Origin of the sequence: Pseudaquabacterium inlustre, assembly GCF_038066595.1 — a bacterium.
Classification (GTDB): Bacteria; Pseudomonadota; Gammaproteobacteria; order Burkholderiales; family Burkholderiaceae_C; genus Pseudaquabacterium; species Pseudaquabacterium inlustre.
In genome coordinates this window covers 243,086-268,586 of record NZ_JBBUTH010000003.1, presented here as the reverse complement: position 1 = coordinate 268,586, position 25,501 = coordinate 243,086, and the positions used below count along the sequence as shown (strand labels likewise).

Sequence of the window (25,501 nt, the reverse complement as noted above, 5' to 3'; positions counted from 1 at the left end):
TGGTTCGCGCCTGAGCCATGTACCGCCCGGAGATCGACGGCCTGCGCGCACTGGCCGTGCTGCCGGTGGTGCTGTACCACGCGGGCGCACCGGGCTTTGGCGGCGGCTTCATCGGCGTGGATGTCTTCTTCGTGATCAGCGGCTATCTGATCACGCGGTTGATCGTCAATGACCTCGAGGCCCGGCGTTTCTCGCTGGCTGACTTCTATGCGCGGCGGTGTCGGCGTCTCCTGCCTGCCCTGTGCGTGATGCTGGCGTTCTGTGTGCCGGCGGCCTGTATGTGGCTCAGTGGCGACGATGCGGTGACGTTCTTCCGCAGCCTGTCATGGGCCGCAGCGTTGTCCTCCAACCTGCTGTTCTGGCGACTGGGCGGCTACTTCGCCACGAGTGCGGATCTGCAGCCCCTTCTGCACACGTGGAGCCTGTCCGTCGAGGAGCACTTCTACCTGCTCTATCCACTTGTGCTGGTGTGGCTTCACCGCCGCAGTGCGCGCCTTCTGGGCCCGGCGCTGTTGCTCATGACCGTGCTCAGCCTGGTGGCAGCGCATTGGACGACACCTGACAAACCGCAATTCAGCTTCATGCTGCTGCCCACGCGCTTGTGGGAACTGAGCTTCGGCGGCTGGCTGTCGCTTGCTCGACCAGCGCGGTGGCACGGCCTGCGTCGCCGGTCCATGGCAAATCAAGTGCTGTCGTGCGCCGGGGTCGGTCTGCTGGCGGTCGCGTTCTGGCGCTTCAATGCAAGCACCAGCCATCCTGGCTTGGCCACGGCGGTGCCTGTTGCAGGCGCCAGCCTGATCCTGGCCTTTGCACGCCGAGGAACCTGGATCCAGCGCGTGCTCTCCCATCCCGCGCCTGTGATGATCGGCAGCATCAGCTACAGCTTGTATCTCTGGCACCAGCCGCTGCTCGCATTCGCACGCCATCGGCTGGTCGTGCCGCCCACGCTCCCCACGCTGCTGCTCGTCTGCGCGCTCGCGACTGCACTGGCCGTGGCCACCTGGCGATGGGTTGAGCAGCCCTGTCGCCGCGCCCACCAGCTCGCCCTGCACCAGTGGCTGTTGCTGGCGGTCGTCTCCATGTCGGTATTGATGCTAATCGGCGTTGCGGGCACCCGCGCAAGCCTCGTGCGAGCAGAGGAGGAAGCCCGTCGTTCCGAGATGCCAAGACTGACCGATGCCGTCCCGCGTGCGCGTTGCGACGGTCCGGGTGTCGACCACGCTGCGCATGACGCGCCATGCCGCCTGGGCCCGGCCGATACCCGCTTGCCGACCACGGCCGCCGTGTTTGGCGACAGTCATTCCTTTGCCCTGGCCCCTGCATTCGACGCCCTGGCCATCGAGCGGGGCACAAGAATCGTTCACCAGGGGCTCGAGGGATGCCCACCACTGTTGAACATCGACGTGAGAGAGGGCGTGCAAACACCCGGCACCTGCGCCGCGCAGTCGACACGCGCTTTCGAGTTGGTGCAGCGCAACCGCAGCATCCGGCATGTCTTTCTCGTGGCTCGTTGGTCACTGTACGTGGACCGTGTGACCAGCATCAGCGGCAAGCGGCGTTTCGTCGTCTTCGATCCTTCTGCAAGCGATGGCAGGCAGGTCGACGCAAGATTGGCGCTGCACCGGGCACTGGAATCCACAGTCGCAGCCTATGCGGCGCTCGGTGTCCAGGTTCACATCGTCGAGGAGGTTCCCACCCAGCGCATGGACATGCATCGCCTGCGGTACAGGCTCGACCGGTTCACCACGGCGGGCTCGCACGAACGCGCACAGGCCCTTGAACTGGCTCGAATGCCTCGTTCGGAGCATGAAGCGGAGGTGCGAGCCGCGCGGGCGCTCATGCGCGCAATATCTCGGCCCGCCGGGGTCAACATCGTAGACCTGACGGACATGCTGTGCGATGTAAGGCAATGCCCGGCATACGACGGCGAACACTGGCTCTATTGGGACTCGAACCACCTGAGTACGACGGGTGCGTTGCGTGTCCTGCCTCGCTTGCGAATATTGATGTAGGTCATCTCCGCGGGTCTGAGTCACCGGGGCCGGATGGTCGGCGACCGTTGTTGGCACGCCGATACACTGGAGGCTGGTCGTCGCATCGGTCGGCCTCCAGTTCCTACCTTCATGACACTCGTCGTTCTGCTCCAGAGGTGCACCACGTGCACCCAGTGAATTCAGTGCCGCTCCCCCCTGCCGGCGGATCGCATGCCCGGCCATGGACACCTGGCGTGGCACCCGTGGCGGTTGTCATGATCTCGCTGAACGAGGGACACAACCTTGATGCCGTGCTGGGCAACCTGGCTGGCTGGGCGCAAGAGGTGTGGCTGGTCGACAGCTACAGCACCGACGCGACCATCGACATCGCGCTGCGGCATGGCATCCGCGTCGTCCAACGGCGCTTTCGCGGGTTTGGCGACCAGTGGAACTTCGCACTCAGCCTGCCCGTTTCAGCGCCGTGGACCATGAAGCTGGATCCGGATGAACGCCTGTCCGACGAGTTGAAGCAAGCCATCGTGACGGCGACCGCCACGTCGAGCGATGCGGCGTTCTCCATGCGGCGCCATTTGCACTTTCTGGGTCGGCGCCTGCCGGTCGCCCACGACATCCTGCGGCTGTGGCGCACAGGCACCTGCCGGTTCTCGGACGTTCCGGTCAACGAGCACCCCTTGGTCGACTCCCCGGTCCACCTGCTGTCGGGCGTGCTGGACCATCACGACAGCCCCAATCTCCATCATTGGTTCGTGAAGCAGAACCGCTACACCACCAGCGAGGCGGCGTGGCAGTTCAGCCGCAGCGCCTTGTCGGTTGAGCCGAAACTGCTGGGTACCGCGCTGCAGCGCCGGATGTGGCTGAAGAAGCACTTCTGGCGCTTTCCATTGCGCTACGTGCTGCTATTTGCCTACCACTATCTCTACCTCGGCGCCTGGCGATGCGGGCAGGCGGGCTATTACTGGTCCCAACTGCGCACGCTGGTGTACCGCCAATGGGAAATGAAAGCCTTCGAGATGCGCCTGCAGGGCGCACCGTATGCCGCCATTCCGGAATCACCGGGCCTGCCCGACCCCAGGATCCAGCAGTTTGATTGACCGTCGCGAGCCTTCCATGTTCAGCCACAAGACCTTGCTCATCACCGGTGGAACCGGTTCGTTCGGCAATGCCGTTCTGCGCCGCTTCATTGCCTCCGACCTGAAAGAGATTCGCATCTTCAGTCGCGACGAGAAGAAACAGGACGACATGCGCAAGCGCTATCAGAGCGCGAAGCTGAAGTTCTACATCGGCGACGTACGCGACCGCATGGCGGTCGACGCTGCGATGCGTGGCGTCGACTATGTGTTTCATGCGGCAGCGCTTAAGCAGGTGCCGTCGTGCGAGTTTCATCCGATGGAGGCCGTGCGGACCAATGTGCTGGGCACCGAGAACGTGCTGCATGCGGCCATCAATGCCGGCGTGCGGCGGGTGGTGTGCCTGAGCACCGACAAGGCGGTGTATCCCATCAACGCCATGGGCATCTCCAAGGCGATGATGGAGAAGGTGATGGTGGCTTGCTCACGCAACCTGGACAGCAGCAACACGGTGATCTGCGGCACGCGCTATGGCAACGTCATGGCTTCGCGTGGATCGGTGATCCCCTTGTTCGTGGAACAGGTTCTGGCCGGTCGCCCGATCACCATCACCGACCCGTCGATGACGCGGTTCATGATGACGCTGGACGATGCCGTCGAACTGGTGCTGTACGCCTTCCAGCACGGCAGCAACGGCGACATCTTCGTGCAGAAGGCGCCGTCTGCGACCGTCGAGACGCTGGCGCAGGCCATTCTGGACGTGATGAACCGGCGCGAGCACGAGGTGCGTGTCATCGGGACGCGACACGGAGAGAAGCTGTATGAGGCCCTGCTGAGCCGGGAAGAACGTGCGACGGCAATCGACCTGGGCGACTACTTCCGCGTGCCACCCGATGGGCGCGACCTGAACTACGGCAAGTTCGTCGAGCAGGGCGAGCCACGCATCTCGGAAAGCGAAGACTACAACTCGCACAACACGGTGCGACTGGACCTGGACGGCATGAGGCAATTGCTGTTGAAGCTGGAATTCATGCAGCGCATTGCCCGCGGCGAGGCCGCCCATGCGGAGGACTGAGATGCGATTGGCCATCACCGGAGCCCGTGGCTTCATGGGCAGCAATCTCAGGGTTCGCCTGGGTGAACAGGGACACACCGACATCGTCTGCGTGCCTCACGATGCCACCGATGCGGAACTCGCCACGCTGCTGCATGGCGCCGATCTGGTCTACCACCTCGCGGGTGTGAATCGTCCGCCGTCTCCCGACGACTATCAGCAAGGCAATGCCGGCTTCACCGAACGGCTGTGCCGCACGCTGACGGCCCTGCCGAAGGCACCTGCGCTGGCCTATGCGTCGTCGACCCAGGCAGCACTGGACAACGCCTATGGGCGCAGCAAGCTAGCGGCAGAGCAAGCCGTGCAGGCGTACGGTCAAGCCACCGGTGCCGACGTCCACGTGTACCGCCTGCCGAACGTCTTCGGCAAGTGGTCGAGTCCGAACTACAACTCAGCGGTTGCCACCTTTTGCCACAACGTCGCGCGTGATCTGCCGATCACCGTGAATGATCCGGCTGCACCGCTGCGCCTTGTCTACATCGATGACGTGACGGACGCACTGTGCACATTGGCGGGTCCGCTGGCAAAGCCGTCCGCCGAAGGCTACGCACAGGTGGTGCCGGTCTATGACACCACCGTCGGCGAGATCGCACGGACGATCCAAGGTTTCCGTACCAGCCGCGACACACTGGTGACCGACCGGGTGGGCGCCGGGTTGGTCCGCGCGCTCTACGCCACCTATGTCAGCTTCCTGCCCGTGTCGTCGTTCGGCTACGAGGTACCGCGCCATGGGGACGCCCGCGGCGTCTTCGTCGAGATGCTCAAGACACCCGACTGTGGGCAGTTCTCGTATTTCACCGCCCACCCTGGCGTGACCCGCGGCGAGCACTATCACCACACCAAGACCGAAAAGTTTCTGGTCATCAAGGGAACGGCGCACTTCGGATTCCGCCACATCGTCACCGACGAGCGGCACGGGCTGGTGGTCGAGGGCGGATCCGGGCAGATCGTCGAGACTGTCCCCGGCTGGACGCACAACATCAGCAACATCGGTCAGGACGAACTGATTGTGATGTTGTGGGCCAACGAGATCTTCGACCGCGATCGGCCCGACACGACGGCCAACAAGGTGGATCGGTCATGAATAAACTGAAAGTGGCCACGGTCGTCGGTACACGGCCCGAGATCATCCGTCTTTCGCGCGTGCTCGCGAAGGTGGACACACATTGCGACCATGTCCTGATCCACACCGGTCAGAACTACGACTACGAGCTCAACCAGGTCTTCTTCGACGACCTGGGTGTTCGCAAGCCGGATCACTTCCTGAACTGCGCCGGCGCCAACGCGATCGAGACCATTGGCAACCTGATCGTCGCCGTGGACAAGGTGTTGAACCAAGTCCGGCCGGATGCCCTTCTGGTGCTTGGTGACACGAACAGCTGCCTGGCCGTGATCCCGGCCAAGCGGCGCCGGATCCCGATCTTCCACATGGAAGCTGGCAATCGCTGCTTTGATCAGCGTGTGCCCGAAGAGACCAATCGCCGGATCGTGGACCACACGGCCGACATCAATCTGACCTACAGCGACATTGCGCGCGAGTACCTGCTGCGTGAAGGGTTGCCACCGGATCAGGTCATCAAGACCGGTAGCCCGATGTACGAAGTGCTGAATCACTATCTGCCTCAGATCCAGGCGTCGGACGTCCTGTCGCGGCTGAACCTGACCGCCGGTGGTTACTTCGTCGTCAGCGCACACCGTGAGGAGAACATCGAATCCGAGCGCACCTTCCGCAAGCTGTGCGGTGTGCTGAACACCCTGGCCGAACGGCATGGACTGCCGGTTGTGGTGTCCACCCATCCGCGCACCCAGAACCGGGTCACAGCCAGCGGGACCACATTCCACCCCGGGGTCCGTCTGCTCAAGCCCTTGGGATTCCACGACTACGTGCACCTGCAGATGGCAGCCTGCGCCACACTCTCCGACAGCGGCACCATCACCGAGGAGTCGTCGATCCTGAACTTTCCAGCCTTGAACCTGCGGGAGGCGCATGAGCGTCCGGAAGGCATGGAAGAGGGCTCGGTGATGCTCGTCGGCCTCGAGGTCGTCCGGGTGCTGCAGGGGCTGGACATCCTGGCATCGCAGGAGCGGGGCGAGCGCCGCACCCTGCGCCAGGTGTCTGACTACAGCATGCCTAATGTCTCCGACAAGGTCGTCCGGATCCTGCACAGCTACACCGACTACGTCCGGCGAGTTGTCTGGCGCAATTACGACTGAACCACATGCGGTTGCTGGTCGTCAGTCAGTACTTCTGGCCGGAGAGCTTTCGCGTCAACGAACTGGTCGCACAACTCGTCGCACGCGGCCACACGGTGACGGTGCTGACGGGCAGACCCAACTACCCGAGCGGCGACATCCTCGCGGAATATCGCGAGGATCCGCGACGCTTCGCCCGGTTCGAGGGCGCCTCCGTGTTGCGCGTGCCACTGCGCCCCCGCGGAAAGGGCAGCCTGCGACTGGTGCTGAACTACTGGAGTTTCGTTTTCTGGGGCTGCTTGCTGGGGCCATGGCTGACGCGTGGCCAGCGATACGACGCCATCTTCTGCTTCGAGACCTCTCCGATCACGTCGGCGCTGCCGGCCTTGCTCCTCAGAAGGATCAAGCACGCGCCGTTGGCACTGTGGGTGCTGGACCTGTGGCCCGACACGCTGTCTGCGGTGGGGGTGGTGCGGTCCGAGCGTGGGCTGGCCATGGTCGGCGCCCTGGTCTCGTTCATCTATCGCCGCTGTGACCTGATCCTGGCGCAGTCACGGGCATTCTTCGAGCCTATCCAGCGGTGGTCGGGTGCACCTGACAAGACACGCTACTTTCCCCAATGGGCGGAAGGCGTGTTCGGCGAGGCCGTGGCCGCGCCGCCGGCGCCCGAGTTGGCGGCCCATGCGCACGCGTTCCGATTGATGTTTGCCGGCAATCTCGGCGACGCGCAGGATTTTCCGAGCATCCTGGCAGCGGCAGCGCAGCTCAGGCACCGCACTGACATCCACTGGCTGATCGTCGGCGATGGCCGGGCCCTGGACCAGATCCGCAGCGACATTGACCGGCTACAGCTCCATGACACGGTCTTCCTGCTGGGGCGATACCCCCTGGAGCGGATGCCGGCGTTCTTCGCCGGTGCAGATGCCCTGCTAGTGTCGTTGAAGAAGGAGCCGATCTTTGCGATGACCGTTCCAGGCAAGGTGCAGAGCTATCTGGCTGCCGGACGCCCCATCGTGGCGATGCTGGACGGCGAAGGAGCGCATGTGGTCGCGGAGTCCGGTGCCGGCTTGACCTGTCCTGCAGGCGATTCGATCGCGCTGTCGCGGTGCGTCGAGAACATGGCCGGGCTGCCTGCCGATGAGCGCGCACGCATGAGCGCCGCAGGAATCGCATACGCCAAACGTGTCTTTGACCGCGACCAGTTGCTCGACACGCTGGAAGATTGGCTCGCTCCTGGCCACACATCGGCTGACCACGAGCGCAGGCCCGATTGACCGTTCAATGACCGCGGCGGAACTCCGGAACGCAGTGGGCCAGACGCTGGCGCGCGTCATCGGGACGGGTGGCTGACGCAGGCTGACGCAGCCAGCCGATCAGGTGCTGCGCCGGTGCGGGATCGGTATTCAAGCGAGCCACCCGCAGACGCTGAAACCCCGTTGCCACCGTGTCATCCGCATCCGCCAGCAGTTCCTCATACAGCTTCTCCCCCGGCCTCAGCCCCGAGAACACGATCGGAATCTCCTCCAGTGTGTGCCCCGACAGCTGGATCAGATCGCGCGCCAGATCCACGATCTTCACCGGCTCGCCCATGTCCAGCACCAGCACCTGGCCGCTTTCGCCGATGGCCGCCGCCTGCAGCACCAGACGTGCCGCCTCAGGGATGGTCATGAAGTAGCGGATGATGTCCGGGTGGGTGACGGTGACCGGGCCACCCCTGGCGATCTGCTCCTTGAACTTCGGGATCACGCTGCCGCTGCTGCCCAGCACATTGCCGAAGCGCACGGCCATGAAGCGCGTGCCCGGGTGCTCGGCGGCCATCATGCTGACCACCATCTCGGCGGCGCGCTTGGTGGCGCCCATCACGTTGGTGGGGTTCACCGCCTTGTCGGTGCTGATCAGCACGAAGCGCCCGGTGCCGCTCTCTGCAGCCGCCAGTGCGGCGTGGTAGGTGCCCAGCGTGTTGTTGCGCAGCGCGGCCAGCGCGTTGTCGTCTTCCTCCATCAGCGGCACATGCTTGAAGGCCGCGGCGTGGAAAGCTACGGCCGGCTGCCACTTCTGGAAGGTGGCGCGCAGGTGCTCCAGGTCCTTCACGTCGCCGATCAACCGCGTCAACGCGATGGCTGGGAAGTTCTCGGTGAGTTCCTGCTCGATGGTGTAGAGGTTGAATTCGCTCAGCTCGTACAGCACGATGCGGCTGGGGGCGTAGCGCGCCACCTGGCGGCACAGTTCGCTGCCGATGCTGCCGCCGGCGCCGGTGATCAGCACGGTCTTGCCGCGCAGCACCTCGCCGATGCCGGCCTCGTCCAGTTGCACCGGTTCGCGGCCCAGCAGGTCCTCGGGCTCGATGTCGCGCACGCGGTCGATGGGGCTGCGCGCATCCCCTGCGCCGGCCTCGCGCAGTTCGTCGGGCGAGGGCACGGTGAGCACCGGCAGGCCGGTGGGCGCGGCCAGTTCCAGCGCACGGCGGCGCTGCGCCGGCGTGGCGGCCGGCATGGCCACGATGACATGGGTGGCGGCGCCGCGCACGGCCTTGTCGGCAATGGCCGCCAGCGGGCCCAGAACCGGCAGGCCGGCGATGCGTGCGCCCTGCTTGGTGGCGTCGTCGTCCAGCAGGCCCAGCACGATCCAGCCCTGGCGGTGGATGCCGGCCAGCAGCCGCCGCGCCGCTTCGCCCGCGCCCATCACGATGGCGCGGCGGATCTCCTGCTCGCTGCCGGTGATGCGGCCACGCGCATGCTCGTACACGGCGCGGAACACCAGCCGCACCAGGGCCAGACCCATCAACGCCACGAAGGGGTGCAGGGCCAGCACCGAGCGTGGCACTGCGCTCAGCTGCGCCATCAGCACCAGCACCGCGCTGAGCAGGCCGGCGCCGGCGCAGGCCAGCGCGATGCGCTGGATCTCGCCGAAGCCCGAGAAGCGCCACATGGCCTGCGGCGTGCGCGCCAGGCGGAAGGCCAGCGCATAGGTGGCGGTGATGCCGATCAGCACCCAGACGTCGTAGTTGGGCCGCGCGCTCATCCAGCGCTCGAAGCCCAGGCGGAAGAGGTAGGTGATGTTCCAAGCGATGGCGACGATGGCGCTGTCGATGGCCAGCGACAGCGGCTCGCGGTGGGGGCGCAGCCGGGCCAGGAAGCGGTCCAGCCGGTGCCAGACGGTGGGCGCGGCCACGCTGCGCTCGATCGGGGAAGGGGTGGACATCGGTGACGGGATTGTCTCAGCGAGCCACCAGCACGCGCAGCGTGCGCCACAGCACGGCCAGGTCACTGACCAGCGTGGCGCGGCGCGCATAGTCGGCCTGCAGCGCCAGCTTGGCCGGCAGGATCTGCTCGATGTAGGTGCGCTCGGGGTCGGCGGCGGTGGCCAGCCAGGTGGATTCGTCCAGGCCGGCCAGCGAGGCCGGATCGGTGATGCCGGGGCGTACGGCCAGCACCTGCTGGCGCAGGGCCTCGGGGTAATGCGCCACGTACTGCGGCACCTCGGGGCGCGGACCCACCAGGCTCATCGTGCCCTGCAGCACGTCGATGAACTGCGGCAGTTCGTCGATGCGGTAGTGGCGCAGCCAGTGGCCGGCGCGGGTGATTCGCGCATCGCGCCCCACGGTGACAGCCGGCCCGAGGGCCGGCGCATCCACGCGCATGGTGCGGAACTTGTGGATGCGAAAGGCCCGGCCGCCACGGCCCACGCGTTCCTGGCGGAAGAACACCGGCCCCGGCGAGTCGAGCCTGATCCACAGCGCCACGGCCAGCAGCACCGGCGACAGCAGCAGCAAGGCGATGCCGGCGCCGATCAGGTCGAAGAGCCGCTTGGCCATGGTCATGGGTGGGCTGCTGAACGCCGTAGCCAGGGCTGCTCAGCCCGCCAGCAGGCCGCGCACGGCGGTGATCACGCGATCGGCATCGCTGTCGCTCATCCGGCTGTACAGCGGCAGGCTCAGCATGCCCTCGTAGGCGCGCTGGCTTTGCGGAAAGTGGTCAGCCTGCAGCGCATAGCGTTCGCGCCAGTAGGGCTGCTGGTGCAGCGGGATGTAGTGCACGCTGCAGCCGATGCCTTGGGCGAACAGGCGCTCGATCAGCGCGTCGCGGCCCAACGGCGCGCCCTCGGCCAGGCGCAGCACATACAGGTGCCAGGCATGGGTCTGGCCGGCCGGCGGCTCGGGCGCCAGCACCACCGGCAGGTCGGCGAAGGCGGCGTTGTAGCGCAGCGCGATTTCGGCGCGGCGCTGCTGGAACGCCCGCGCCTTCTTCAGCTGGTGGATGCCCAGCGCCGCCGCGATGTCGGTCAGGTTGTACTTGAAACCCGGCGCCACGATCTCGTAGTACCAGCTGGGGGTCTTGGCGGTGAAGCGGTCGAAGGCGTCGCGGCTGATGCCGTGCAGGCGCATCACCTTGGCGCGGGCGGCCAGGGCCGCGTCGCGCGTCACCAGCATGCCGCCCTCGCCGGTGGTGATGGTCTTGTTGGCGTAGAAGCTGAACACCGTGGCGTCGCTGTCCAGCGTGCCCACCAGGCGGCCGGCGCAGGTGGTGGGCAGGGCATGGGCGGCATCTTCCACCACCCTCAGGCCGTGCTTCTTCGCGATGGCCAGGATGGCCGGCATGTCGGCCGCCAGGCCGGCGTAATGCACCGGCATGATGGCCTTGGTGCGTGGGGTGATGGCGGCCTCGATCAGCGCCGGGTCGATGTTCAGCGTGGCGGGGTCGATGTCCACCAGCTTCACGTCGGCGCCGAGATAGCGCACCACCTCGGCGGTGGCGGTGAAGGTGTGGGTGGTGGTGATGACCTCGTCGCCGGGGCCGATGCCGATGGCTTCGAGCGCCAGGTGCAGGCCGGCGGTGGCCGAGTTGACGGCGATGCAGTGCAGGCCGGCGGGGTCTTCACCGCTGCTCTCGGCCAGGAAGGCGGCGAAGTCACTCTCGAAGCGCTTGGCCTTGGGGCCGGTGGTCACCCAGCCGCTGCGCAGCGTGTCGACGACCTCGGCGATCTCATCTTCGCCGATCTCGGGCAGCGCGAAGGGCAGGAAGGGCAGCTGTTGTTGTTGTTCGCTCATGATGCGGGCTTCTCGATCCAGGCCAGCACATGCGTGCGCAGCACTGGCAGGGTGTTGAACAGGGTGTACAGCGCCGGGTGCAGCGGGCTCACCAGCCGCGCCAGCGGCGGCGCCAGCGTCACGCGGCGGTGGGTGATGCGGGCCTGTGGGAACAGGCGCTGCACGCGCGCCAGCGGCACGCCGCGCACATCGGGGTTGCGCGGGTTGTTGACGGTGAAGTCGTACCACAGCACCCCGCCACCGGGGGCCAGCCAGCGCCACATGGCATCGGCCAGCTGCTGCTGGAAGGCGTCGTCCAGCAGCGAGCTGAAGACCGTACTCTGCAGCACGATGTCCAGGCTGCCCGGGGCGATGGCCAGCGTGCTGGCATCGCCGCCGCGCAGGGTCACGGCCGGTGGCAGCACGGCGCGCGCCTGGGCCAGGCGCTCGGGCAGCAGTTCGGCGCCGGCCAGGTGTTCGGCGGCGAAACCCAGGCGCAACAGCTCCAGCAGGTTGCCGCCGGCGCCACAGCCCACCTCCAGCACGCGCAGGCGCGGCAGGTCGGTCAGCCCGGCCTGCACGAACAGGCGCAGCATCGCGCGCTGGCGCTCCTGCACCATCTGCCACACCTCGGGGCGCAGCAGGCTGTAGCGGTCGGCCGGCAGGCCGGCGCGGCGGGCGTAGCGCGCGGCCACGGCGGCGGTTTCACGGCGGGCATCCGGGGTATCGGCACTCATCGTGCTGCTCCACGTGCGCCCGCCACGGCATCCAGGAAGCGCTGCGCCAGCACCGGATAGGTGTGGTGGGCCAGCACGAAGGCACGACCGCGCTCGCCCATCGCGCGGCGCTCGTCGACGCTCAGCGCGGCCAGTTGGCGCAGGCCGCGGGCCACGGCCTCGGCGTCCTGCGGCGGCACGGTCAGGCCGCAGCCGCTCTCGGCCACGGGGTCGTTGCCGGCCTCCACGCTGTGCAGCACGGCGCAGCGGGCCATCATGTAGTCCATCAGCTTGTTGGGCGCGATGCCGAAGCGGTAGATGGGCACGCGCTGCCAGCCGATGTAGGCGATGTCCACCGCCGCCAGCATCGCCGGCACCTGGGCCTTGGGGATGGGCGGCAGCATCGTCACGTTGGCCAAGCCTTCATCGGCCACGCGCTGCGCCAGGCGCACGCGCTCGTGGCCGTCGCCCACCATCACGATGGCGATGGGCTCATCCTGCAGCCGCTGGGCGGCATCCAGCAGCACGTCCAGCGCGTTCGGCAGGCCCATCGAGCCGGCATAGCCCACCACGGTGCGGCCGGCCGCGCGCTGGGTGGCGATGGCCTGGGCCACGTCGCCGCGCAACGGCGGCGGCTCGCCCTGCCACTCGTCCAGCGTGATGCCGTTGGGCACGATGTGCAGCTTGCGCAGGTCGAGCCCGCGGCTGGCCATGTAGTGGTGCACCTTGGGCAGCATGCTGACCACGATGTCGGCATCGCGGTAGGCGTCGTCCTCGGCCTTCTGCACCAGGCGGATGAAGGGGTGCCTGGGCGACATGCCCGACAGCTCGATCGGGCTCAGCGGCCACAGGTCGTGCACCTCGAACACCAGCACCGCGCCGGCGCGGCGGGCGATGCGGCGCGCCACCCACACATCCATCGGGTAGGTGCTGCTGGCGATCACCACGTCGGGCCGGAATTCACGCACCAGGCGCGGCGTGTCGCGCCACAGCTGCGACAGGAAGCGCCAGATGTTCTTCACCCGGCCCAGGCCGTTGCCCTGGTAGGGCGGTGTGGGCAGCCAGCGGTAGGCGATGCCGTCCACCGTCTCGTCCATCACGCGGCCGCCGGTCTGCGGCTGGCGCGCGCGCACATGCGAGAAGTCGGCCGCCACCATCTGCACGCGGTGGCCGGCACGCACCCATTCGCGCGCCAGGTAGTACGGGCGGTACTCCATGCCCAGCGCCGGGCTGCCCGCGTAGTGGTTGACGTAGAGGATGTTCACGCGGGCGATCTCATTTGCGCGGCCCGAGCTTGATGGCTGCGGGCGAGGCCTGGTCGGCCGCCAGCGCGGCAGCGGCGGCCTCCATGGCCTTGGCCTCGGCGTCCAGGCGCTGCGCCTCGGCGATAGCGGCCAGGTCCACGCTCGGCGGGTCGGCCATCGCAGGCACCACGCTGCGGCGGCCGCCGGGGCTGGCCTCGATCTCCTGCAACCGGCCCAGGAACCGGTCGACCCAGGGGCCGAACATCGCGTTCTGCGCCACCCAGTCGTGGTTGGCCTGCGCGATGGCGTCCTTGGCCTTGAGCAGCGGCTGCAGGTCCTCCAGCTTGGGCAGGGCCCCGCGCGGCAGGATCAGCCCGTTCTCGCCATGGCGCACCAGCTCGTGGTTGGCCGGCAGGTCCGACAGGATCGGGATGCAGCCGTGCGCCATGGCTTCGAGCACCGACACGGCCACCGAGTCGCTGGTGGGCAGGCTGAGGTACCAGCGCGCGCGGGCGTACTGCGCAGCCTGCTGGGCCGCGTCGAGCCGGCCGACGAACTTGATGCGCTCGCGCAGCTTGGCCTTGTCGGCCAGACGCTCCAATTCGGGGCGCAGCGAGCCGGTGTTGGCCACCACCAGCTCACTGCCCGGCCACTCCACCGCGATGGCCGCAAACACCTGCAGCACGCGCTGTGGTGCGTACACCGCCTCCAGCCCGCGGTTGGCGAAGAACACATGGCCCAGCTTGCGGTCGGACGGCGGCAGTTCGGGCAGCGCCTCCAGCCCGAACGGGAAGGTCATCACGTCGGTCGCGCCCAGCGCCCGCATGTGCCAGGCCATGTGCTCGGAGTCGCTGGTGGTCAGCTCGCAGGCCTTGAGCACCTGGCTGGTCACCCAGCGCAGCAGGCCGCCGCGCGCCGGCGTGACCAGGATGTCCGAGCCCCAGGCCGAGCCCACCAGCTTGCCCGGCGCACCCAGCCAGCGCGTGGCGAGCCAGGCCAGCGTGCCGTGCGAGGTGAGGTAGTGGGCGTGGATCCAGTCGGCCTTCACGCGCTCCAGCCATTCGGTCAGGCGCGGCAGCAGCTTCAGCAGGCCGAAGTTGCCGCCCTCGAACTGCGGCGTCGTGCCCAGCGACAGCCGGCGCGCCTCGGGCACCACGCCGTCGAAGCCGGGCAGGAAGCCGCGCGACGAGGCCGCCCACAGCTCCACCCTCGGCGCCAGCGCGCGCGCCCACTTCAGCAGGTGCGGGCTCTCGCCGTCGCCAAACAGCACCAGCCTCATGGCGCGCCCTCCGCGCCCTGCCCGGCCCAGGCGGCATAGCCGGCGGCCAGTTCAGGGTGCTCGGCCAGCCAGCGGGCATCGCCGCTGCGGCTGTCACCCACCACGGTGGCGGGATTGCCGGCGATCACGCTGAACTCGGGGAAATCACCGCGCAGCACGCTGCCAGCGCGCACGATGCAGCCGCGGCCCAGCGTGGTGCCGGCCTCCAGCAGGCTGTGCGGGCCGATGAAGCTGTAGGGCCCGATCACCACCGGCCCGGCCACCCAGCCCGGCCGCTCGCCCGCCCAGCCGACGTAACGACGGCCCAGCAGGCGCTGCGCGCGGTGCGAGCTGTGCGTGACGATGCTGACATGGTGCGTGACCTGCACACCCTCGCCCACGCTGACGCCGCCGCTGGCCTCGATGAAGCAGAACGGGCCGATGAACACATGGTCGGCCAGGCTCAGGCGGTCTTCGTGCTCGATGCAGGTGGACGGTGCGATGCGCGTGTTGGGCCGCGCCGATCCACCGCTCACTTCGCCGAACACCACGCGGTGCAGCAGCGCATGCACCACGCGGCGGCGCAGCCGGTTCAGCCATCCGCGCAGCGCCGTGCTCATGCCGTCACCTCGGCCACCGGCCAGGTGGCCAGCTTCAGGAAGTACCAGCCGAAGTAGACGGCCATGGCCAGCGACACGGCCCAGCCGGCACCGCGCAGGCCGTCCCAGGCCAGGCCGGCGGCCAGCGCGGCCACGAACAGGCCCTGCCCCACCAGCGCCAGCTTCAGCGCCCAGGCCTGGGCATCCCAGGCCAGCGTCACCACGCCCAGCGGCGAGGCCACGAAATGCAGGCCGATGTAGAGCGCCAGCGCACGGCCCAGTTCGCCGGCCGCCGACCACTCGGCGCCAAAGGCCCAGCCGAACAGCGCCGGCGCCACGGCCCACAGGCCGACGACCAGCGGCGCGGCGATCAGCGCCAACAGCGCCATCGTGCGCAGCACCAGCGCGCGGCCGGCCGGCGTGCGCCCGGCCTGGGCCAGGCGCGGGTGCAGGGCCTGCGACACCGCGCCGCCCACCAGCGTGGCCGGCGCCTTCAGGTAGCGCAGCGCCAGGCCCCAGGCACCAGCCGCGGCCGCGCCCAGCTGCGCGGCGATCAGCGCCACGGCCACGGTGTCCTGCAACGCGCCCAGGAAGGCATGGGGGGTGTTCAGCAGCGGGTAGTCGCGAAAGCGCCGGGCGGCGCCGCGCCAGTCTGGGGCCCTGTCCACCTCGGCGGCCCGGTCAGCGCCCGCGGGTCGCAGCACGGCCAGTGCCGCCAGCACCGCGGCCAGCGCGCCGGCGATCAGGCCATGCACGCTGGCCTGCAGCAGGCCGATGGCCACCTGCCCCACCGCGCCGCCGCCATGCTGCAGCACCCGCGCCGAGGCCAGCGCCCGGAAGCGCTGCGCCCGCGTGGCCGACAGCGTGGCCAGCGACAGCCCGCCCAGCGCGCCCACGCTGGCCGGCAGCCACAGCGGCCACACGGCGCCCAGCCTCCAGGCCCAGGCCACGGCGCCCAGCGTCGTGAGCAGCAGCACGCCGGCCAGCACACGCTGGCACAGCGCGCGCAGCGCGCGGGCCTCGGACTCGTCGGCCGCCATGGGCAGCGCGAACTCGTAGCGCGCACAGGCCACCACGGCCAGGTTGGCCGCCACGGCGGCGAACAGGTGGTACTGGCCGTAACTCTCGGGCGAGTACAGCCGGGTCAGCCAGGGGCCTAGCGCCAGCGGCAGGGCCTGGGCCAGCGCACCGCCGGCCAGCAGCGTGAAGACGGCGCGGCGCAAACCGGAGGTGGCCATGGACTGCGTGCCGCCGACGGACGATGCCGCAGCGCTCAGGCCGCGACCGGCGCCACGGCCGCAGCGGCCTGCGCGCAGGCCTGGGCCAGTGCGGCGACCACGCGGTCCTGGTCGGCCTCGGTCAGGTCGGCGCTCATCGGCAGGCTCATCACGCGCTGCGACGCGGCGATGGACATCGGATGCGCCTGCGGATCGCAACCCGCCGCATAGGCCGGCTGGTGGTGCAGCGGCTTGGGGTAGTGGATGGCAGTGGGCACACCCGCGGCCTGCAGCGCCAGCTGCACGGCGGCGCGGTGGTCCAGCATCACGGTGTACTGGGCCCACACGCAGTCACGGTCGGGGCGCACGGTGAGCAGTTGCACCGGCGCGCCACTGGCCTGGATCAGCGCGCCGTAGCGGTCGCCCAGCGCCTTGCGGCGGGCGATCTCCCAGTCGAAGCGCTCGAGCTTGCCGAGCACCACGGCGCACTGCAGCGTGTCCATGCGGCCGCCCACGCCCAGGCGGGTGTGGGTGTAGCGGGCGCTCTGGCCGTGCACGCGGATCTCGCGCGCGGCCTTGGCGATGGCGTCGTCATTGGTGAACAGCGCGCCGCCGTCGCCATAGCAGCCCAGCGGCTTGCTCGGGAAGAAGCTGGTGCAGCCGATGGTGCTGACGCCGCAGCTCGGCTTGCCTTGGTACGAGGCACCGAAACTCTGCGCGGCATCCTCGATCACGGCCAGGCCATGACGGGCGGCGATGGCGTTGATCTGGGCCATGTCAGCCACCTGGCCGTACAGGCTCACCGGCATGATGGCGCGGGTGCGTGGCGTGATCGCGGCCTCGATCTTGGCCGCGTCGATGTTGCAGGTGTCGGGCTCGATGTCCACGTACACCGGCTGGCCGCCCAGCAGCACGATGACCTCGGCCGTGGCGGCAAAGGTGAACGGCGTGGTGATGACCTCGTCGCCGGGCTTCAGGTCGAGGGCCATCAGCGCGATCAGCAGCGCCTCGGTGCCGCTGGCCACGGCCACGCAGTGCTTCACGCCGGCGCGGGCGGCCAGCGCGGCCTCCATCTCGGCCACCTCGGGGCCCATGATGTACTGGCCGTGGTCGAGCACGCGCTGGATGCGCGCGTCGATGCTGGCCTTCAGCGCGGCGTACTGGCTCTTCAGGTCGGTGAATTGCATGCGGGTTCAGTCCAGCCGGGTGAGTTGTTCCTGGTCGAGGCGGTAGCGCTCGCCGGTGGCAGGGCAAGCCGCTTCAACGCTCTGACCGGCCGGCGCGCTGACCGGCAGCGGCAGCCGCTCGCCATGCCGGCTCATCCAGCCGATCTGCTTGGCCGGCACGCCCACCATCAGCGCGTAGGGCTTCACATCACGGCTGACCACCGCACCGGCGCCCACGAAGGCATATTCGCCCACCGTGGTGCCGCAGACGATGGTGCTGTTGGCGCCCAGCGTGGCGCCGCGCTTGACCAGCGTGCGCCGGTACTCGGCCTTGCGCACCACCGCGCTGCGCGGGTTGAACACGTTGGTGAACACCATGCTGGGGCCGCAGAACACATCGTCCTCCAGCGTCACAGCGTCGTAGACCGACACGTTGTTCTGGATCTTGACGTTGTGGCCGATGGCCACGTCGTTGCCGACGAACACGTTCTGGCCGAACGAGCAGCCGGCACCGATGCGCGCGCCGCCCGAGATGTGCACCCAGTGCCACACGCGACAGCCCTCGCCCAGCTGCGCGCCCTCGTCGACGATGGCGGTGGGGTGGATGGTGGTGGCCGCCATGCTCAATATTCGAGAGGGAGGTTGATCTTGCGGCCATCGCGCGCCGAGCGGTACATCGCGATCAGCAGCTCCAGGCTCTTCAGGCCCTCGCGGCCATCGGTCTCGGCCTCGCACTCGCCGCGCAGCGTGCGGATCACGTTGTCGTAGTACAGCGGGTGGCCGAAGCCGTAGACGCTGGTCGTCTGGTAGCTGGCGTCATCCAGCTGCGCGTCCATCTCGTGCGGCTGGTCGAACTCCCAGTGCTCGATCTTGTTCACCGCCACGCCGCCCACGCGCGCCGTGCCCTTCTCGCCCAGGATGGTGATCGAGCCCTCGAAGTTCTTCGGGTGCGTCAGCATGGTCACGTTGACCGAGCCCATCGCGCCGTTGCGCCACTTCAGCGCCGCCACGCCGGTGTCTTCCACCTCGATGTTGCGCGCCAGCGTGCCGGTGTAGGCCATCACGCTTTCCACCGGGCCGATCATCCAGTCGAGCAGGTCGATGTAGTGGCTGGCCTGGTTCATGAACGCGCCGCCGTCGAACTCCCAGGTGCCGCGCCACTCGGCGCTGTCGTAGTAGCTCTGTGGCCGGCTCCAGAACACGTTCACGGTCACCATGTAGATGCGGCCGAATCGCCCGGCGTTGATGGCCTGGCGCAGCAGCTGCAGCGTGCGGTTGCGGCGGTTCTGCTTGACGACGAACAGGCGCACGCCGGCGTCATCGCAGGCCTTCACCATCGCCAGGCCGTCGTTCCAGCGCGTGGCCATGGGCTTTTCGGTCATCACGTGCAGCCCGGCCTGGGCGGCCTCGGCCGCCTGGCGCGCGTGCAGGCCGCTGGGGGTGGTGAGCACCACGCAGTCCACGCCCAGGCTGCCGGCTTCGGCCAGCAGCTGCGTGTAGCTGGCGTAGCCACGCGCACCGGTGCGCTGCACGGCGGCCGCCAGCGCGGCGGGGTCGGTGTCGCACACGGCCACCAGCTCGGCACGCTCGGCGTGGCGCGCGATGGATTCCATGTGGTTGGCCGCGATGCGGCCGCAACCGGCCAGCGCGAAGCGGATCTTGCGGTCGGTGATGGCGGGATGCGTCAGGTGCATGGTCGCGCTGGGCGAAAGTCAACCGGGCATTATCGCCGACCGCCCGCCTACAATTCGGGGTTTGTCCCGACTTCTCCCCGCAGCCATGACCACCGCGACCCCGGCCACCACGCCCCTGCCTGATCCGCACAATCAGGACGACAACAAGCTGATCGCCGAGCGCCGCGAGAAACTGGCTGCGATCCGCACCCGCGGCGTCGCCTTCCCCAACGACTTCAAGCCCCAGCACCGCGCCTCGGCGCTGCAGGCCGAGTACGGCGCGCTGGACAACGAGGCGCTGGAGCCGCAGGCCGTGGCCGTCACCGTGGCCGGCCGCATGATGCTCAAGCGCGTGATGGGCAAGGCCAGCTTCGCCACCATTCAAGATGGCTCGACCAGCGCCGTCACCGTCGGCCAGCAGGGCCGGCTGCAGCTGTTCATCAGCAAGGACGGCGTCGGCGAGGCCGCCTACGAGCAGTTCAAGCACCTGGATCTGGGCGACATCGTCGGCGCCGAAGGCACGCTGTTCAAGACCCGCACCGGCGAACTCTCGGTCAAGGTCACCACGCTGCGCCTGCTGACCAAGAGCCTGCGGCCGCTGCCCGACAAGTTCCACGGCATGGCCGACCAGGAGCAGAAGTACCGCCAGCGCTATGTCGACCTGATCACCGACGAGACCGCCCGCGCCCGCTTCGCCGCGCGCAGCAAGGCGGTCAGCTCGATCCGCGGCTTCATGGTCGAGCACGGTTTCCTGGAGGTGGAAACGCCGATGCTGCACCCCATTCCCGGTGGTGCCAATGCGCGGCCCTTCATCACCCACCACAACGCGCTGGACCAGGAGATGTTCCTGCGCATCGCGCCCGAGCTGTACCTGAAGCGCCTGGTGGTGGGCGGCTTCGAACGCGTGTTCGAGATCAACCGCAACTTCCGCAACGAAGGCATCAGCGTTCGGCACAACCCCGAATTCACGATGATGGAGTTCTACGCGGCCTACTGGAACCACCACGACCTGATGGACTTCACCGAGGCCCTGCTGCGCCATGCCGCGGTGGCGGCCACCGGCAGTGCCCGCGTCACCTACGCCGACAAGCCGGTGCACCTGGACGAGCCCTTCGCCCGCCTGAGCGTGCGTGACTCGCTGGTGGTGCACGCCGGCCTGACCGAAGCCGAGGCCGACAGCGCCGAGGCCGTGCACGCCAAGCTCAAGAGCCTGGGCGAAGAGCCGCCCAAGCACTGGGGCCTGGCGCAGCTGCAGTTCGGCCTGTTCGAGGCCGCGGTGGAAGACAAGCTGTGGCAGCCCACCTTCATCATCGACTACCCGGTCGAGGTGAGCCCGCTGGCCCGCGCGTCGGACAGCAACCCGGCCATCACCGAGCGCTTCGAGCTGTTCATCACCGGCCGCGAGTTCGGCAACGGCTTCTCGGAGCTGAACGACGCCGAAGACCAGGCCGCGCGATTCCAGAGCCAGGTGGCCAACAAGGAGGCGGGCGACGACGAGGCCATGTTCTACGACGCCGACTTCATCCGCGCGCTGGAATACGGCATGCCCCCCACCGGCGGCTGCGGCATCGGCATCGACCGGCTGATGATGCTGATCACCGATTCGCCCAGCATCCGCGACGTGATCCTGTTCCCGGCGCTGCGTCGGGAAGGCTGATCGCGACGCGCTTTCTGCGCTGGGTCAGCGTTCGCGCTGGCCGGCCACCGCACAATCGCCGGCACGGGTGAAGTCAGGCCCGACGCAGGTGCTGGCGCTGGCCGGCTCCGAGGATCGAGGAGACGATACCGATGACCGCCCGGCTGACGGCGCTGGACGCCATTCTCCAGGCCTGCTGGCGCGAGCTGGACTCCGCCGCGCGCACGCGCGGCCATGCCTGGCGCACGGTGGCGCTGGCCACCGTGGCTGCGCCCGCTGCGCCGGGTGAGCCGCCCCAGGCCGATGTGCGCACCGTGGTGCTGCGCGAGGTGGACATCGACGCGCGACTGCTGGTCTTCTACACCGACTGCCGTTCGCCCAAGGTGGCGCAACTGCGGGCGCAGCCCCAGGTCACGCTGATGTGCTGGAGCCCGGCGCTCGGCTGGCAGCTGAGGCTGCGCGCGCGCACCGCGGTGGACACCGGCGGCCTGGGCGTCTCATCGCGCTGGGCGCGGCTGAAGATGCATCCGGCGGCGCAGGACTATCTGTCGCCGCTGCCGCCCGGCGCCGCGCTCGACGCGCCGGCCCACCAGGCACCGCCGGCGCCCGACCGCGATTCACGCGAGCATTTCGCCGTGGTGTTCACGACGGTCGAGCGCATCGACTGGCTGGAACTGCACGCCGAGGGCCACCGCCGGGCGGTGTTCGACGCCCAGGGCGCTGGCCGCTGGGTGACCCCGTAGCGGCCGCAGTGGCCGCAGCGGCTTACTTGAACTCCGCCTTGCGCTTGTTCAGGAACGCATCCATGCCCTCGATCTGATCGGGCGTGCCGAACAGCGCGTGGAACAGGCGGCGCTCGAACATGATGCCGTCGGCCAGCGTGCCCTCGAACGAACGGTTCACGCTCTCCTTGACCGCCAGCACGCTGGCCACGCCCAGGTTGCAGATCAGCGTGGCGGCATCCAGTGCCTCTTCCAGCAGCTTGTCCGCCGGCACCACGCGGCTGACCAGGCCGGCGCGCTCGGCTTCCTCGGCGCCCATCATGCGGCCGGTGAGCGCCAGGTCCATGGCCTTGGCCTTGCCCACCGCGCGCGGCAGGCGCTGCGTGCCGCCGGCGCCGGGGATGATGCCCAGCTTGATCTCGGGCTGCCCGAACTTGGCGGTGTCGGCGGCGATCACGATGTCGCACATCATCGCCAGCTCGCAGCCACCGCCCAATGCGAAGCCGGCCACCGCGGCGATCACCGGCTTGCGGATGGTGCGGATGGTTTCCCAGTTGCGGGTGATCAGGTCGGTGGTGTAGGCCTTCACGAAGTCATGCTGGGCCAGCACGCCGATGTCGGCACCGGCGGCAAAGGCCTTCTCGCTGCCGGTGATGACGATGGCGCCGATGCCGGCGTCGGCATCGGCCGCCTTCAGCGCGGCGCCCAGCTCGTCCATCAGCTGGTCGTTCAGCGCGTTCAGCGCCTTGGGGCGGTTCAGCGTGATCAGCAGGGTGCGGCGCGTGCCGTCGCCACGCACGTCGGTGAGGAGGGTTTCGTAGCTCATGGTGGGGTGGTTCGGTGGGGAAAGTCTTGGCTGCCGGCAATCTAACGCATGGGCCTGACGGCCGGGGTCACCGGTTGGACTGCAGCGGCGCCTGGGCCAGCGTCAGGTCCACCCACACCTCGGCGCTCTGGCGCAGCAGGATGCGCACCGGCAGGTACTGCAGCGTGGGCGCGATCCAGATCTCGGCCGACAGGTCGCCGCCGCTGGCCTCGCGCCGCGGCTTGATGTGGAAGGTGGGCACCTCGCCGAAGGGCAGGCGCAGGCGCTCCTCCTCGACGATGTCGTAGGTCCAGCGCTCGAGCTTGCGGCCGATGGCCAGCGGAATGTCCACCGACTGCCCCACCTTCAGCCGCTCGGGCTGGGTGGTGAACAGCCAGGTCAGCTGCACGTACTGACTGGCCTCGTCCTGCGCGCCGGCCATCGCGGGCACCTCGCGGCCGTCGGTCAGCGTCACGCGCTCGGGGCCGAAGCCCAGCTGCCAGCGCCGCGCATTGCCGAACAGCACCTTCTGCTCGCCGGAGAAGCGGCGCGGCGTCAGGCCACGCTCGCCCAACTCGCCTTCGCTGATGCCGGTGCGCTTGAACAGCGGGCCGGCCGAGCTTTCCATGCGCACCTGGTAGCGGCTGCCGTCGCGCAGCCACTCCACCCGCGCGCTGCCCTGCACCGGGCCACGGTAGTTGCCCAGCAGGTTGAAGTTCAGCTGCGTGGACGGCGGCCAGTCGAAGCTGGCCACGGCCGCCGATGCGGCCGGTGCGGCAGGGCTCAAGGCCACGGCAGCAACGGCCGGCGCGCTGGCGGGGGGCATGGCGGCGGCCAAGGCGCTGGTGGGCTGTGCCGCGCTGGCGGCCGTGGCGGCACTGGCAACCGTCACGGCGGCAGCCGCCGGGGCCGAGGCTGCCGGGGCCTGTGCCAGTGCGGAAGCCTCTGCGGCCGAAGCCGCCGCAACCGCTGCCGAGGCCGCATCGGCGGGGGCCGACGCCGCCGGCTGCGGCGGGCGGGGGGGGGCCTGCGTCACCGCCGGCAGCCGCGGCGCGGGCGTGGCGGCGGGCGCCGGGGCCGGCGCCTCGGGGGGCGGCGCGGCCTGCGCCAGCTCGCGCACGAAGGCCACCTCGATGCGCGCCGGCAGCTTGTGGCCCGCGCCATCGCTCAGCCGACTGCGCGCCACCTCGTCCAGCAGCAGCAGGTGCACGGTAGCCACCGACAGCGTCAGCGCAGCCCGCACCCAGCGCCGGCCGGTGCCGCGCTGCGCCGTGGGCTCAGGCATCGATCCAGGCGCGGCGCCGGGCCAGCGCATGGCGCGCCGGGCGGTCATGCAGCGCCAGCGCGGGCGTGGTGGCGTATCCGCCCGCCGCCGCCGACGGCTGCACGCGCCGGCTCAGCACGCGCTGGTCGCGCGCCAGCAGCAGGTCGAACGGCGCGTCGCGGCCCACCCAGGCCAGGGCCTCGTCCAGGCGGCGGATGCGCCAGCCATCCACGGCCAGCAACTCGTCGCCGGCGCTGATGCCCGCCGCCGCCGCGGCGCTGCCGGCCAGCACCGATTTCACCTGCACACCGCTGACCGGCCCCTCGCTGAGCTTCAGGCCCAGCGATGCGGCCCAGCCGGCGCGCTCGTCGCGGCAGGTCACGCCGGTGGCGGCCAGCAGTTCGGCCAGCGGCAGCTCATCGGTGCCGTGCACCCAGGCGCGCAGCGTGCGCTGCAGCGCGCGGCCGGCCACGGCCTGCAGCGCGGCCCCGATCGCCGCCTCGTCGATGGCGCCGCCGCCGCTGTCGCGCCACAGCCGGCGCATCACGTCGTCCAGGCTGTGGCCGCGCTGGCGCAGGCTGAGGTCGAGCGCCAGCGCCACCAGCGCGCCCTTGATGTAGTAGCTGACCGTGGCGTTGGGCGTGTTCTCGTCGGGGCGGTAGTACTTCACCCAGGCGTCGAAGCTGGCCTCGGCCACGCTCTGCACCTGGCGGCCCGGCGTGGCGGCCAGCGCGGCCACGCTGCGGCCCAGCAGCTTGAGGTAGCGCGGTGCGTCGATCAGGCCGGCGCGGCGCAGCATCAGGTCGTCGTAGTACGAGGTCACGCCCTCGAAGAACCACAGCAGCCGGGTGTAGTTCTCCTGCTGGTAGTCCAGCGTGGCGAACTCGGCCGGCTTCAGCCGCTTGACGTTCCAGCTGTGGAAGTACTCGTGGCTGATCAGGCCCAGCAGGCCGATGTAGCCGTCCGAGGCCGCCGCGCCGTGGCCGGCACCCTGCACCGGCAGGTCGGCGCGGTTGGTCAGCAGCGCGGTGCTGGCGCGGTGCTCCAGGCCGCCGTAGCCGTCGCCCACCGCGTTGATCAGGAACACGTAGCGGCCGAAGGGCGCGCTGCGCGGCGGCGCATCGGCGCCGTGCCAGAACGCGATCTGCGCGGCGCAGATGCGCTGCGTGTCCTTCAGCAGCCGGTCACCGTCGAAGCGCGGCCAGGCGCCGGCCACCACCACCTCGTGCGGCACGCCGCCGGCGCTGAAATGTCCGCGCCAGAAGCTGCCCAGCTCGAACGGGTGGTCGACCAGTTCGTCGTAGTCGGCCGCCAGCCAGGCGCCGGATTCGCCGCGTGCCGGGCCTTCGGGCGCGGCGGGCATGGCCGTGGCCACCTCCCAGTGGGCCGGCAGGCGGCCCAGGCTCAGGCGCTGCGGCTGGGCCTCGCGGCCGACCACGCGCAACAGCAGGCCGGTGCCGTTGAAGAAGCCGCGCCGGTCGTCCAGAAACGCCGTGCGCACCGAGGTGTCGAAGGCATAGACGCGCCAGGTGACGGTGAGCGCAGCACGGCTGGCAGGCGCACCGGCCGGCCGGCTGACGCGCCAGCGCGCCTTGTCCAGCGCCTGCACGTCCCAGGCGGTGCGGCCCTGCATCGCCTGCACGCCCGACAGGTGGCGCGCGAACTCGCGCACCAGGTAGCTGCCGGGAATCCACACCGGCAACGCCAGCTCCAGCCCCTCGCCCGGCTGCGGCACGGTGAGCGTGACGCGGTAGTGGTGGCCGTGCAGGTCGTCGAGGTCGACGCGGTAAAAGATCATGTCGGCCGG

The 25,501-nt window shown here is 69.2% G+C and carries 22 protein-coding genes; 8 read left to right on the top strand and 14 right to left on the bottom strand.

Annotated features, from left to right (window positions below):
• Positions 1 to 17: 17 nt before the first annotated feature.
• From AACH10_RS06500 to AACH10_RS06475, 6 genes are all read left to right on the top strand, one after another.
• Positions 18 to 2,012, top strand: coding sequence for an acyltransferase family protein (locus tag AACH10_RS06500; RefSeq protein WP_341409551.1), 1,995 nt, complete (start codon positions 18 to 20; stop codon positions 2,010 to 2,012).
• Between the two features lie 236 nt (positions 2,013 to 2,248).
• Positions 2,249 to 3,085 carry a glycosyltransferase family 2 protein gene (locus tag AACH10_RS06495; RefSeq protein ID WP_341409550.1) on the top strand — a complete coding sequence of 279 codons (837 nt, stop codon included), beginning with the start codon at positions 2,249 to 2,251 and terminating at the stop codon, positions 3,083 to 3,085.
• A gap of 16 nt (positions 3,086 to 3,101) precedes the next feature.
• Positions 3,102 to 4,136, top strand: coding sequence for a polysaccharide biosynthesis protein (locus tag AACH10_RS06490; RefSeq protein WP_341409549.1), 1,035 nt, complete (start codon positions 3,102 to 3,104; stop codon positions 4,134 to 4,136).
• A 1-nt stretch (position 4,137) separates the two neighbouring features.
• Entirely contained in the window at positions 4,138 to 5,259 is a 1,122-nt protein-coding gene (gene wbjC / locus AACH10_RS06485; RefSeq protein WP_341409548.1) for a UDP-2-acetamido-2,6-beta-L-arabino-hexul-4-ose reductase, read from the top strand.
• Positions 5,256 to 6,389 carry a non-hydrolyzing UDP-N-acetylglucosamine 2-epimerase gene (wecB, locus tag AACH10_RS06480; protein ID WP_341409547.1) on the top strand — a complete coding sequence of 378 codons (1,134 nt, stop codon included), beginning with the start codon at positions 5,256 to 5,258 and terminating at the stop codon, positions 6,387 to 6,389. Before wbjC ends, wecB begins: the two co-directional genes overlap by 4 nt.
• Before the next feature lie 5 nt (positions 6,390 to 6,394).
• Entirely contained in the window at positions 6,395 to 7,642 is a 1,248-nt protein-coding gene (locus AACH10_RS06475; protein WP_341409546.1) for a glycosyltransferase family 4 protein, read from the top strand.
• A 4-nt stretch (positions 7,643 to 7,646) separates the two neighbouring features.
• Here AACH10_RS06475 and AACH10_RS06470 read toward each other — a convergent pair whose 3' ends face one another.
• Genes AACH10_RS06470 through AACH10_RS06420 form a run of 11 tightly spaced genes read right to left on the bottom strand, consistent with a single transcriptional unit; the run spans position 7,647 to position 19,288 of the window.
• Complete coding sequence (locus tag AACH10_RS06470) at positions 7,647 to 9,569, bottom strand: polysaccharide biosynthesis protein (RefSeq protein WP_341409545.1); 1,923 nt, start codon at positions 9,567 to 9,569, stop codon at positions 7,647 to 7,649.
• Positions 9,570 to 9,585: 16 nt separating this feature from the next.
• Entirely contained in the window at positions 9,586 to 10,182 is a 597-nt protein-coding gene (locus AACH10_RS06465) for a sugar transferase (RefSeq protein WP_341409888.1), read from the bottom strand.
• 39 nt (positions 10,183 to 10,221) lie between these two features.
• Positions 10,222 to 11,415, bottom strand: coding sequence for a DegT/DnrJ/EryC1/StrS family aminotransferase (locus AACH10_RS06460; RefSeq protein WP_341409544.1), 1,194 nt, complete (start codon positions 11,413 to 11,415; stop codon positions 10,222 to 10,224).
• Positions 11,412 to 12,131: a class I SAM-dependent methyltransferase gene (locus tag AACH10_RS06455; protein ID WP_341409543.1), complete on the bottom strand. Its 720-nt coding sequence runs from the start codon at positions 12,129 to 12,131 to the stop codon at positions 11,412 to 11,414. The genes AACH10_RS06460 and AACH10_RS06455 overlap by 4 nt, the downstream gene beginning before the upstream one ends.
• Complete coding sequence (locus AACH10_RS06450; protein ID WP_341409542.1) at positions 12,128 to 13,375, bottom strand: glycosyltransferase family 4 protein; 1,248 nt, start codon at positions 13,373 to 13,375, stop codon at positions 12,128 to 12,130. The genes AACH10_RS06455 and AACH10_RS06450 overlap by 4 nt, the downstream gene beginning before the upstream one ends.
• A 10-nt stretch (positions 13,376 to 13,385) precedes the next feature.
• The gene (locus AACH10_RS06445; RefSeq protein WP_341409541.1) at positions 13,386 to 14,633 is read right to left on the bottom strand and encodes a glycosyltransferase; all 1,248 of its coding nucleotides are present in this window, start codon (positions 14,631 to 14,633) and stop codon (positions 13,386 to 13,388) included.
• Positions 14,630 to 15,232, bottom strand: a complete 603-nt coding sequence (locus tag AACH10_RS06440) for an acyltransferase (protein ID WP_341409540.1) — start codon at positions 15,230 to 15,232, stop codon at positions 14,630 to 14,632. The genes AACH10_RS06445 and AACH10_RS06440 overlap by 4 nt, the downstream gene beginning before the upstream one ends.
• The gene (locus AACH10_RS06435) at positions 15,229 to 16,449 is read right to left on the bottom strand and encodes a lipopolysaccharide biosynthesis protein (RefSeq protein ID WP_341409539.1); all 1,221 of its coding nucleotides are present in this window, start codon (positions 16,447 to 16,449) and stop codon (positions 15,229 to 15,231) included. The genes AACH10_RS06440 and AACH10_RS06435 overlap by 4 nt, the downstream gene beginning before the upstream one ends.
• Positions 16,450 to 16,484: 35 nt before the next feature.
• Entirely contained in the window at positions 16,485 to 17,615 is a 1,131-nt protein-coding gene (locus AACH10_RS06430; protein WP_341409538.1) for a DegT/DnrJ/EryC1/StrS family aminotransferase, read from the bottom strand.
• A 6-nt stretch (positions 17,616 to 17,621) separates the two neighbouring features.
• Complete coding sequence (locus AACH10_RS06425) at positions 17,622 to 18,215, bottom strand: acyltransferase (RefSeq protein ID WP_341409537.1); 594 nt, start codon at positions 18,213 to 18,215, stop codon at positions 17,622 to 17,624.
• Between the two features lie 2 nt (positions 18,216 to 18,217).
• Positions 18,218 to 19,288: a Gfo/Idh/MocA family protein gene (locus AACH10_RS06420; protein WP_423228567.1), complete on the bottom strand. Its 1,071-nt coding sequence runs from the start codon at positions 19,286 to 19,288 to the stop codon at positions 18,218 to 18,220.
• A gap of 85 nt (positions 19,289 to 19,373) precedes the next feature.
• Between AACH10_RS06420 and lysS the strand changes: the two genes are divergently transcribed.
• Both lysS and AACH10_RS06410 read left to right on the top strand, forming a co-directional pair.
• Complete coding sequence (gene lysS, locus AACH10_RS06415) at positions 19,374 to 20,924, top strand: lysine--tRNA ligase (RefSeq protein WP_341409536.1); 1,551 nt, start codon at positions 19,374 to 19,376, stop codon at positions 20,922 to 20,924.
• 131 nt (positions 20,925 to 21,055) lie between these two features.
• Positions 21,056 to 21,646 (top strand): pyridoxamine 5'-phosphate oxidase family protein, encoded by a 591-nt coding sequence (locus AACH10_RS06410; RefSeq protein WP_341409535.1) that lies wholly within the window; start codon positions 21,056 to 21,058, stop codon positions 21,644 to 21,646.
• Between the two features lie 22 nt (positions 21,647 to 21,668).
• Here AACH10_RS06410 and AACH10_RS06405 read toward each other — a convergent pair whose 3' ends face one another.
• From AACH10_RS06405 to AACH10_RS06395, 3 genes are all read right to left on the bottom strand, one after another.
• Positions 21,669 to 22,451, bottom strand: a complete 783-nt coding sequence (locus AACH10_RS06405; protein WP_341409534.1) for an enoyl-CoA hydratase — start codon at positions 22,449 to 22,451, stop codon at positions 21,669 to 21,671.
• Positions 22,452 to 22,518: 67 nt separating this feature from the next.
• Complete coding sequence (locus AACH10_RS06400; RefSeq protein WP_341409533.1) at positions 22,519 to 23,715, bottom strand: DUF3108 domain-containing protein; 1,197 nt, start codon at positions 23,713 to 23,715, stop codon at positions 22,519 to 22,521.
• The gene (locus AACH10_RS06395) at positions 23,708 to 25,492 is read right to left on the bottom strand and encodes a M61 family metallopeptidase (RefSeq protein WP_341409532.1); all 1,785 of its coding nucleotides are present in this window, start codon (positions 25,490 to 25,492) and stop codon (positions 23,708 to 23,710) included. The genes AACH10_RS06400 and AACH10_RS06395 overlap by 8 nt, the downstream gene beginning before the upstream one ends.
• Between the last annotated feature and the right edge of the window lie 9 nt (positions 25,493 to 25,501).